The organism is Pseudoalteromonas piscicida, assembly GCF_002744175.1.
In the GTDB taxonomy this organism is placed as follows: Bacteria; Pseudomonadota; Gammaproteobacteria; order Enterobacterales; family Alteromonadaceae; genus Pseudoalteromonas; species Pseudoalteromonas piscicida_B.
In genome coordinates, this window is record NZ_NKHF01000001.1 from 101,688 (window position 1) to 112,151 (window position 10,464).

Genomic DNA, 10,464 nt, shown 5'->3' on the forward strand with positions numbered 1-10,464 from the left:
GTTCATTATCTCCCGTTACCAAATCTGTCACGATTAAATCTATCATTGCTTGAGTTCACAGAGCTATTTTGCTGCTGATTACCTTCAATCGTTCTGCGAAGCTGTTCAATGTCGCTTTGGCTTGGCAAGCGTACTGGAGAAGTTGAGCTCCCTTGTGACTGCATGATCTTATCCAGTGGCAGATACAACATGTTATTGCCGCCTTCAACATCAACCAACACTTTTGAACTACGACCTAAAACCTGCTCCATAGCATCTATGTATAAACGCTTACGCGTCACTTCTTTCGCAGCTTGGTACTCTGGTAATAGCTTTTCAAAGCGCTCTACTTCACCTCGTGCTTCAAGGATGATGCGTTCACGATATGCCTCAGCCTCTTGCGTCATACGAGTTACTTGACCACGCGCACGTGGTTCAATTTCTCTTGCATACGCTTCAGCTTCGCGAATGAAACGCTCTTCATCTTCCTGTGCTGCAATCGCATCATCAAATGCGTCTTTAACTTCAGCAGGTGGGCGCGAGTCTTTAAAGTTAACGTCAGTGACGATCAAACCTAAGTTGTACGGTTCAATAATGCTATTTAGCTCGTCCCATGTACGTTGGCGCACAACTTCACGGCCAGTAGTCAACACTTGGTCCATACGAGAATGACCCACAACGTAACGCAGTGCACTGTCTAACGCTTGTTGTAAGCTATGGTCAGCGTCTGTCACGCTAAAGCGGTATAGCGTTGGGTCAATAACACGGTACTGAACTTCAAACTCTACGCTCACCACATTTTCATCTTCAGTCAGCATAAAACCAGAAGCTGAAAGTGAACGTACAGCTTCAATATCTACAGGAATAACCCGCTCAATGAACGTTGCCTTCCAACGTAGGCCTGGTTCTGCGATGCGATCGAATTTACCAAATTGCAATACAATTCCGCGCTCAGCTTCTTTCACAGTATAAATACCGCTCAATGCCCAAACGATGACTGCAATAATCAATATAAAGACGAAACCAGCACTGCCTAATCCGCCGTTGCCACCGTTACCCGGTTTACCGCCGAAAATACCGCCGAATTTATTACCAAATTTACGGAATACTTCATCTAGATCAGGTGGGCCTTGATCCCGCCCTCCGCGGTTCTTCCACGGATCGTTATCATTGCCATTATTACCCGGTTCGTTCCAGGCCATAGCTATACTCCATTGTTATTTAAATGAATTAGGTTAAATCTAACAAAAATCGAGCGACTCTCATATAAAAATACGCTCGAAATTAACGATTTTTAACTACCAACGACCAAATCATCAAGATTTTGCCCGAATTCCTTATTGAGCTTTTCCCATTCGATTTGTGGCATTCTTACCGAAACAAGCCAATTACCTTGCTCATCATAGCCTTTTTCATCCACTGCGTTGAGCTCAAATAAAGCCCCTCGCAACCGGCCAAGCGCAGGGGGAACCGCAAGCTCAGCGGTGAAAATAGTTTTAGCTAATAGTTCTTTAATCGCGTCAAATAAGAGTGAATTTCCCGCTCCAGAGTGTGCACTTAGCCAAACTCGGATCGGTTTTCCTTCGTCGTCTCTATCTATTCTAGGCGCTACATCGTCCATTAGATCAATTTTGTTGTAAACCAAAAGCTGAGGAATGTCACTGGCTTCGATTTCCTCTAGTACCAATTGTACCTGCTCTATGTTTTCTTTTCTTCTTGGATCTGCAACATCGATCACGTGTAGCTGTAAATCCGCCTCACGAGTTTCTGTTAATGTCGCTTTAAATGCCGCAACCAGATCATGCGGTAAATGGCGAATAAACCCTACAGTATCAGCTAAAATCACAGGCCCTACGTCATCGATTTCTATTTTTCGAAGCGTTGGGTCTAACGTAGCAAACAGTTGGTCCGCAGCATAGACATCAGCATCCGTGATCTTATTAAACAGGGTCGACTTTCCAGCGTTAGTATAGCCAACTAGAGAAACGGTTGGGATCTCATTTCGACTTCTAGCTCGTCGCCCTTGTTCACGTACAACCGCTACTTTCTCCAGTCGTTTACGAATACTCTTAATTCGCTCGCGAAGTAATCGTCTATCGGTTTCTAGCTGGGTTTCACCAGGACCACGTAAACCAATCCCCCCTTTTTGCCTTTCTAAGTGCGTCCAGCCTCGAATTAAGCGCGTAGAAATATGCCGCAATTGAGCAAGCTCAACCTGCAATTTACCTTCGTGGGTGCGGGCTCTTTGCGCAAAAATATCTAGGATCAGCGTGGTCCTATCTAACACTCTGCACTTACAAACGCTCTCTAGGTTGCGCTCTTGTGAGGGACTGAGTTGGTGGTTAAATATGATGACATCTGCGTTGTGGATTTTGACAATCTCGGCGATTTCTTCAGCTTTACCCGTTCCGACGAACAACTTTGCATGTGGTGCCTGACGGCTGCCTTGCACAACCGCCACACTACTAACACCAGCAGAAGAAACTAGCATTTCCAATTCACGTAGATCTTCTCGATCGCCTTCGTGAGGAAATTCTATATGAACCAAGACTGCCTGTTCGCCGGCTTCATAACGGTCAAACAAGCATTAAGCTCCTACTAATTATAATTAATAATTACCGTCTTCACTTTGGTCGCCCGCATCACTTCCTGTTGCATTTTGGAAGTTTACCGCACGAGCTGGAACCACTGTGGAGATAGCATGTTTATAAACCATTTGGTTTACTGTGTTTTCGAGTAAAATCACAAACTGGTCAAATGACTGGATCTTACCTTGTAATTTAATACCATTTACCAAAAAAATTGACACAGGAATGCGCTCACGACGCAAGACATTTAAAAATGGGTCTTGTAAAGATTGGCCTTTTGCCATTTTCTTATCCTTCGTTTTAGGTGTTATTATGTCAGGTCGTTGATTTAATCAGAACATGCTGATTTAACAACTACTATTAGCTTAGCGAAGATAGAACACGTTGCAAGTTTTCTTGACTATCGGTGTCAAGCCAAGTCACATCTTGCCACCCCCTCAGCCAAGTTAATTGCCGCTTCGCCAGTTGTCTGGTCGCTGCGACGCCTTTGAAAACCATTTCTTCATAATCGCACTCGCCAGCTAAATACTCCCACATTTGACGATATCCGACACAGCGAATTGACGGCAAATCAGGGTGTAAATCTTTTCGTTGATATAAGGCCAAAACTTCGTTTTTAAAGCCTTCGTCCAACATTATTTTAAATCTTTTCTCTATTCGCTCATGTAAGACTTTTCGGTCACTTGGGGCAATCGCAAACTGATGAAACTGATAAGGTAGTGCACCTTGTTTACTTTGCTGTAATTCCGTCATTGTCTTACCGCTTATACGATAGACTTCCAGTGCGCGATTAATTCGTTGTGAATCATTTTCGCTAATTTTAGCCGCAGCTTCTGGGTCTATCGTTTTTAATTGCTGATGCAATGCGGGCCAGCCCAACTGCTCAGCTTCTCGCTCAAGTACCGCCCTTATATCGGCGTCAGCTTCTGGTAACGGTGAAAGGCCATCAATTAAGCCTTTAAAGTACATCATAGTACCACCAACCAAAACGGGCACTTTTCCGCGTTGATGAAAGTCATCAATAAGCCTGATGGCGTCGGAGCGAAACTCTGCCACCGAGTAACTTTGCGCAGGATCGATAATATCAATAAGGTGATGTGGTGCCATGGCTTGCTCTTGCGCACTTGGTTTAGCAGTACCTATATCCATTCCTTTGTAAACTAACGCTGAGTCTACACTGATGATCTCGGTATTAAGCGTTTTGCATAACTCAATGGCTAACGCGGTTTTACCCGCGGCTGTCGGCCCCATCAGGGTAATGACAGGTAACTTGTTCACATCTAACCTACTAATAAACTGCACTAATCTTGTATTATAGCTGATTGTGCATAGTAATTAATACCTACTTACCGACTAATTACTGCGAACTGAGAAAACTCACCAACTTTTGGCCGTCGATTATAACAGCACGTTTATGAATACGAGCCAAACACGATGCCTTGGAAAGCAGTTTTTCTTTAACTAAATCAAAATGCTGACTCTCAAAATAGGTATTGGGTGTGGTTGCCTCTAGCCATTCAAGCCAGGTATGCAACTCAGCTTCGCTACTCGGCTCTAGCATGGCTTTTGAAATTTCGCCTACATCAATGCTATACAAGGAAACTGGAAGCTTTTTAACCAAAATATGCGTATCGAATATTTCGATAGTAAAACCTAGAATCGCAAGCCAAGTTTGCCGTTGTTGCAGCGCCTCTAAAGCTTTTTTATCCAACTTAATTCGAACTGGGAGTAATAGCGCTTTGCCTTGCAACGTACCATCTTGCTCAATCTGCATCTGCCAGTAAGGTAAAAGTCCGTGCTTACAATCACCAAAGAGTAACTGCTTATCTTGTTCTAGCATCACCTTACCGTGTGGCAATAGCATCCAACTGGATTTAGCGGCAGTGCTGGGTGGAGCGGTTAGCTGACTGGCTGATAGTGACGGCTCAGCTACGCTGTCAAAGTGTTGCATCTGTTGGTGTGACAAGCCTTGATAAAGCTGGTTAACGTTTACCTGTTTTTTCCCGCTACTGGTGGCATCGCTACGGCCGCTGTAACCGCTACTTGCATTGGATTTTTTGCTTTCACCTTCAGTGTATCGGCTTGTTTCGTCATGTCTTGGGGCTGACTCTACTGATTGTAAGGCTGAGCGATAGCTTTGATGGTAGCCGTCATCTATTTGCTCTTGCGGCGTAAATAAAGGCGGCGCAGAGCTTGGTAACGGTGAAGGGCTGTTATCGTTTTCACAAGGTAACGTCGTTTGCTCCGTTGCAACCTGTTTAATCGCTTGAACAATAAAGTCATGCACCAAGCGTGCCTGATGGAAGCGCACCTCATGCTTTGCAGGGTGAACATTCACATCCACCTGTCTGGGGTCGAGCTCGAGATAAATCACAAACCCTGGGAGTTCTTCATGCCCAATTGATTCATCGAATGCTTGGCGAATAGCATGGAGAATTAATTTATCTCGCATCATACGACCGTTAACATAGGTATATTGGGTCGAGTTACTAACGCCTGCGGGTAATACCCAACCAAACAGCCGGAGCCCTTCATGACCTGAGTCAATAAAGCTGGCTTGCTGTGAAAAGACCTTACCGCCGACTTGGGCAACCCTCTCCACTCCTTTTTCTAGAGTGCGCGGCCGATACTGACGGACCACTTTTTGATTGTGAGTAAGGGTAATCGCAATATCAAAACGACTCAGCGCGATCCGCTTAACAAGCTCGTCAATATGGCTAAATTCGGTCTTCTCGGTGCGCAAAAACTTTCTGCGTGCTGGAGTATTAAAAAATAGGTCTTTAACCTCAATTGTTGTGCCATCAGGGTGCGCTGTTGGCTGGATCTGCACAGCCATATCTCGCCCTTCAGCAAAGGCTTGCCAAGCGGTTTCTTGGGCTTTGGGTTTGGAGCTCAATGTGAGTCGAGAAACCGAGCTTATTGAAGCCAGCGCTTCACCTCTAAACCCAAGAGATGCAATGCATTCAAGGTCATCCAAACTTTTGAGTTTACTGGTAGCATGGCGAGAAAGCGCAAGCATCAGCTCGTCTTTAATAATACCACCGCCATTATCACGAATACGAATCAACTTGTGGCCGCCACGTTCAATGTCAATTTGAATTCGGGTCGCCCCTGCATCAATGCTGTTTTCCACCAGCTCCTTTACCACTGAAGCGGGACGTTCTACCACTTCACCAGCGGCGATTTGGTTGGCCAGCCGAGCTGGTAGCACTTCTATTGTCATGGTTTACGCTTTAGGGATCGTTAACACTTGTCCTATAAACAAGGTGTTGTTTTTTAGGTTATTGGCTTTTTTCAGCTCCCGCACAGTAATGCCATAGCGACTCGCAAGTACGCTAAGAGATTCACCACTTTTTACTTTGTGCGTCACAGGCTTGTTAGATTGCATCCGCGCAAATAAAGAGTTATCCGGTGGATTTTTCTCATAGTAGCCCTTAATTGAGCTAAAAATCGCACGAGCTAAACGCTCTTGATAATGGGGAGAAGTAAGTAGCTTTTCTTCTTTCGGATTAGAAATAAAACCCGTTTCTACCAAGATAGAAGGAATATCTGGTGACTTGAGTACACCAAAGTTTGCCGCTTGCGGACGGCTCTTATGCATTTTAGCGACTTTTTTCAATTCTTTTACTACTTCTTCTGCGACCTGAAACCCGGTTTTCATCGAGTGTTCCATCGACATATCAAGAAGTGCTTTGGCTAGGTACTTTTCATTCGCCGTGTCTTTAATCAGATCCGCAGCTCCCCCTAACAACTGTGAGTGCTTTTCTTTGTCTTCTAGCCACTTACCTATTTCAGAGTTGGCTCTACGCAGCGATAGCACCCAAACTGATGCGCCATTAGGTTGCGGGCTAGTAAACGCATCCGCATGGATAGAAACAAAAAAATCAGCTTTACGTTCTCTAGCTCTTGCAGTTCGAGTATTTAATTTAAGGTAGTAGTCTCCGGTGCGGATTAGCTTAGCACTCATTCCCGGTTGACTATCTACCAAGCGTGCTAAACGCTTAGCAATTTGGATAGTAACAAGCTTTTCGTACGTCCCTGATGGCCCGATGGAGCCGGGGTCTTCACCACCATGACCAGCATCGATGGCGATTACTATATCTCTATCTTGTGCCAGTGTTTTGCGCGGAACAGAGGTTTTATTGTCACTATACGCGCTCATTTGCTTGCCATATAAATCAACCACCAGTCGATTTTTATAGGGGCCTGTGGGCGCTAAGGCAAAAATTTTCGGCGTTGCACTGCGGCTTAATTCAACCACAATACGTGCAGACTTACTATTTTTGGGCTTACTGTGGCGGATTTTATTTACCACCCTATGTTCATCTGGGACACTTGGAAAACGCTTTTGTTGCTTAGTGTTTTCAAGGTCTATCACCAAACGTAGTGGATTTTTCAGCACAAAATAGCTGTAATCTGGTTTATCGCTCATATCAAAAACAATACGCGTGCTCTCTGGAGAGGGCCAAACACGAACGCTTTCTATGGCGTTTTGGGCAAGGCTCTGCATGCTAGTAACAAGCATGCAGATAAAAATAAAAATATAACTTTTTGTGGGCAGATTAAGCATAGTCTTGTAATTGTTTTAATAACGCCTCGCCACGATTAGACTTTGCCTCCAGCACAATTTGTCGGCCCTCGCCTGCATATTGCATGGTGATGTCTATATCTGGCTCTGGAATAAACCCTTCACCTTTTTCTGGCCACTCAACTACACAAATGGCATGACTTGCAAAGTAGTCACGGATCCCCATGTATTCAAGTTCCTCAGGCGAACCTAAACGATACAAATCAAAATGATATATTGAGACATCATCTAATTCATAAGGTTCAACTAAGGTATAGGTTGGACTTTTTACCTTACCTGAATGTCCCAAGCTTTGCACTATGCCACGCGTTAACGTGGTTTTGCCAGCCCCGAGATCACCGTGTAAAAATAGCACTGCGCCGTCGCGAATAACTTGGGCTAATTTATTCCCCATAGCAACTGTTGCTGGCTCGTCTGCCAAATCGAATTTCATATGACCTGTCGTCACCCTACAATACCTCGAATATGTTCGAATAAATCTGTGGCCAACATCCCTTTTTCACCGTCATGAGCGGCCCGCTGTGCGGCTAAACCATGAATATACACGGCTAGGTTTGTTGCAGCAAATGCTTCCATCCCTTGCGCGATGAAACTGCCTATAATACCAGATAACACATCCCCCATCCCAGCACTAGCCATTGCTGCAGAGCCCGAACGGTTGATATTTGTGCGGACGCCATCAGTGATCAAGCTTCCAGGACCTTTCAATACCACCACAGCGCTATATTGATGGCTAATTTCTGTGGCCATAGCAAAGCGATTACTTTCGTTAAAGGCAGCGTCTGAGTGTTGAAGTAGCCGCTTTGCTTCACCAAGATGTGGCGTTAATACCCAATTGGCATGCTTGACGGGATTTCGCGAAAGCCAATTGAGACCATCAGCGTCGACCACCAAAGGAATATCCGTATTGATGACCCGCTGAAACAAGGCTTGCCCCCAATCATCTTGACCAAGGCCGGGTCCTAGTACGACCACCGTTGCCTTTTTCAGCAATGGTAGCAATGCCTCACCATCACTAACGCCATGCACCATTAACTCGTAACGCCCTTGTAACACGCAGACTGTATTGTCGGGGTGAGTTGCCACAGACACCAAGCCAGCGCCTGAGCGTAAAGCCGCCTCAGCCGCAAGTCGAATGGCTCCCGCCATACCGCGATTTCCGCCAATAAGTAGCACATGACCGTGCTGGTTTTTATAACTGTCGGCAGCACGTTGTGGTCTTGCCGCCATAAGAGTTTGATGATTTAGAAAGCTTGATGTTGCCGTCACTAATGTCTTAAAAGCCTCTGATACCCCTAAATCAGCCAGTAGCAACTCTCCAACCATTCGCTTTGCTGACCCAGTAAGTAGCCCTTGTTTAAGTGCAATAAATGTGACGGTAGTTGTGGCAATCAATGTGGAAGCTGCCACCTCTCCAGTTGTGGCGTTAACACCACTTGGTACATCAAGCGCAATTCTCACCAAAGGCAAGCCATTGAGCGTATCAAAGCAACGACTTACATGCTCAGGAAGTACGCCCCTAAAGCCCGTACCAAACACGGCATCTACCACCACCGAAAACTGCTCCGTATCGATATCGTCAAGGCAGCGCACAAGTTTGCCTTGATATTGAGAAAACGCCTGTTGAGCATCGCCAGTAAGGTTTTCAGGAGCAAATAAAACTAGCACGACGACCATAAAACCAGCCTGCCGACATCGCTCAGCAACAATAAATCCATCCCCGGCATTATTCCCCTTTCCGGTAACGACCAATATATGGCTAGATTTAGGGTGGTTATTTTCAATAAATTGAAATGCCGCACTTCCCGCCCGCTGCATTAATGCACTGAGGTTTGTGCCAGATAACTCAGCTGCTTTGCCCTCATATTGCTGTACCTGTTGGGCCGAATAAGCAAATTGTGGTAAATTGTCAGTGTATTCAATAGCCATTATTTCTTCCCGTGACGACCGATAATATCAATTATAGTGAACTTGCAGCACAGATTAAGCAATGGGGCCAATCACTTGGCTTTGCCGAAGTTGGCATAACCGACATTGATTTAAGCCAACACGAAGCGCAACTACAGCGCTGGTTAGATGCCGGCTATCATGGTGAAATGGCCTATATGGCAGCCCATGGTATGAAGCGAGCACGTCCAGCGGAGCTGGTGCCTGGCACCCAACGTATTATTTCAGTAAAAATGAATTACCTTCCTCCAGATGCAAGTTTTGCAAGGGCACTTGGCGACAAAACAACGGCTTATATTTCTCGCTATGCCTTAGGTCGTGATTATCACAAAGTGATGCGTAATAAGTTGAAGCAACTGGGTCAAAAGATTGAAAAAGAAGTTGGTGCACTCGGATTTAGGCCGTTTGTAGACTCAGCCCCAGTATTAGAACGCCAAATAGCCGAAAAGGCTGGCTTGGGTTGGCGTGGAAAAAATAGTTTGTTAATCAATAAACAAGCTGGTTCTTGGTTTTTCTTGGGTGAACTTTTCGTTGATATTCCACTTCCGATTGATAAACCAAACCAAGAAGAAGGCTGTGGCCGCTGCACAGCATGCCTCACTTTATGCCCAACTGGAGCCATAGTTGAACCCTATGTAGTTGATGCTAGACGCTGTATTTCTTATCTCACCATTGAGCTTCAAGGCGCGATCCCGGAAGTGTTTAGAGAAAAAATCGGTAACCGGATCTACGGATGCGATGACTGTCAGTTGGTATGTCCATGGAATCGTTATGGTCAGCTAACCGAAGAAAACGATTTTCTGCCACGAGAAAAACTCAAAGATCAACAGTTGCTGACGTTATTCGCCTGGGATGAAGCTACCTTTTTGAAAAATACGGAAGGTAGTCCAATACGTCGCATAGGGCATGAGCGTTGGCTAAGAAATTTGGCAGTCGGTTTAGGCAATGCAGAGTATGACGAGGCCATCATTGCCGCATTAGAAGAAAAGCGGCTAAGTACTCCCCCTATGGTCATCGAACATATTGACTGGGCCATCGCGCAACAAAAACACAAATCTGCGCAACATGAGCGCAAAAAAGCCAGGCTCATCCGCATTATCGAAAAGGGCTTGCCAAGAGATGCATGATTGCAGCCAGCCTTGATTTGGTTGCTCTTCAAAAAAGCAAAGGCTCGGCGGGTAAACCGCCTCCTACAAAAGGTCTGTGAAACCGTGCGGTAGGAGCTGCTTCACGCAGCAAGTTTTGGTTGTATTTCAAACATTATAGTAAGAGCTCGGCGGATGAACCGCCTCCGACAAAAAGTCTGTAAAACCGTGCGGTAGGAGCTGCTTCACGCAGCGAGCTTTGGTTGTTTTTCAAACA

At 45.4% G+C, this 10,464-nt stretch carries 9 protein-coding genes; 1 reads left to right on the top strand and 8 read right to left on the bottom strand.

Annotated elements, in window-relative coordinates; all coding sequences use genetic code 11:
• Nucleotides 1-5: 5 nt before the first annotated feature.
• The 8 genes from hflK to CEX98_RS00465 form a co-directional block, all read right to left on the bottom strand.
• Nucleotides 6-1,181: an FtsH protease activity modulator HflK gene (gene hflK, locus CEX98_RS00430; RefSeq protein ID WP_099640173.1), complete on the bottom strand. Its 1,176-nt coding sequence runs from the start codon at nt 1,179-1,181 to the stop codon at nt 6-8.
• Nucleotides 1,182-1,273: 92 nt separating this feature from the next.
• On the bottom strand, nt 1,274-2,563 hold the full coding sequence (gene hflX, locus CEX98_RS00435; protein WP_099640174.1) for a ribosome rescue GTPase HflX: 1,290 nt from the start codon (nt 2,561-2,563) through the stop codon (nt 1,274-1,276).
• A 24-nt stretch (nt 2,564-2,587) separates the two neighbouring features.
• Nucleotides 2,588-2,851, bottom strand: coding sequence for an RNA chaperone Hfq (gene hfq, locus CEX98_RS00440; RefSeq protein WP_099640175.1), 264 nt, complete (start codon nt 2,849-2,851; stop codon nt 2,588-2,590).
• Between the two features lie 76 nt (nt 2,852-2,927).
• Entirely contained in the window at nt 2,928-3,818 is an 891-nt protein-coding gene (gene miaA / locus CEX98_RS00445; protein WP_242441577.1) for a tRNA (adenosine(37)-N6)-dimethylallyltransferase MiaA, read from the bottom strand.
• Between the two features lie 106 nt (nt 3,819-3,924).
• Nucleotides 3,925-5,790: a DNA mismatch repair endonuclease MutL gene (gene mutL / locus CEX98_RS00450; RefSeq protein WP_099640177.1), complete on the bottom strand. Its 1,866-nt coding sequence runs from the start codon at nt 5,788-5,790 to the stop codon at nt 3,925-3,927.
• 3 nt (nt 5,791-5,793) lie between these two features.
• Nucleotides 5,794-7,077: an N-acetylmuramoyl-L-alanine amidase gene (locus CEX98_RS00455; protein ID WP_425334966.1), complete on the bottom strand. Its 1,284-nt coding sequence runs from the start codon at nt 7,075-7,077 to the stop codon at nt 5,794-5,796.
• 52 nt (nt 7,078-7,129) lie between these two features.
• Complete coding sequence (tsaE, locus tag CEX98_RS00460; protein ID WP_099640179.1) at nt 7,130-7,603, bottom strand: tRNA (adenosine(37)-N6)-threonylcarbamoyltransferase complex ATPase subunit type 1 TsaE; 474 nt, start codon at nt 7,601-7,603, stop codon at nt 7,130-7,132.
• On the bottom strand, nt 7,600-9,084 hold the full coding sequence (locus CEX98_RS00465) for an NAD(P)H-hydrate dehydratase (protein WP_099640180.1): 1,485 nt from the start codon (nt 9,082-9,084) through the stop codon (nt 7,600-7,602). Before CEX98_RS00465 ends, tsaE begins: the two co-directional genes overlap by 4 nt.
• Nucleotides 9,085-9,095: 11 nt before the next feature.
• Here CEX98_RS00465 and queG point away from each other — a divergent pair, with 11 nt between their 5' ends.
• Entirely contained in the window at nt 9,096-10,229 is a 1,134-nt protein-coding gene (gene queG / locus CEX98_RS00470; protein WP_099640181.1) for a tRNA epoxyqueuosine(34) reductase QueG, read from the top strand.
• Nucleotides 10,230-10,464: the final 235 nt, after the last annotated feature.

What these genes read in the sequence shown, in the direction of transcription:
- hflK (WP_099640173.1), bottom strand. Translation starts at nt 1,181, where the DNA reads ATGGCCTGGAACGAACCGGGTAATAATGGCAATGATAACGATCCGTGG.
- hfq (WP_099640175.1), bottom strand. Translation starts at nt 2,851, where the DNA reads ATGGCAAAAGGCCAATCTTTACAAGACCCATTTTTAAATGTCTTGCGT.
- miaA (WP_242441577.1), bottom strand. Translation starts at nt 3,818, where the DNA reads ATGGGGCCGACAGCCGCGGGTAAAACCGCGTTAGCCATTGAGTTATGC.
- mutL (WP_099640177.1), bottom strand. Translation starts at nt 5,790, where the DNA reads ATGACAATAGAAGTGCTACCAGCTCGGCTGGCCAACCAAATCGCCGCT.
- CEX98_RS00455 (WP_425334966.1), bottom strand. Translation starts at nt 7,077, where the DNA reads ATGCAGAGCCTTGCCCAAAACGCCATAGAAAGCGTTCGTGTTTGGCCC.
- CEX98_RS00465 (WP_099640180.1), bottom strand. Translation starts at nt 9,084, where the DNA reads ATGGCTATTGAATACACTGACAATTTACCACAATTTGCTTATTCGGCC.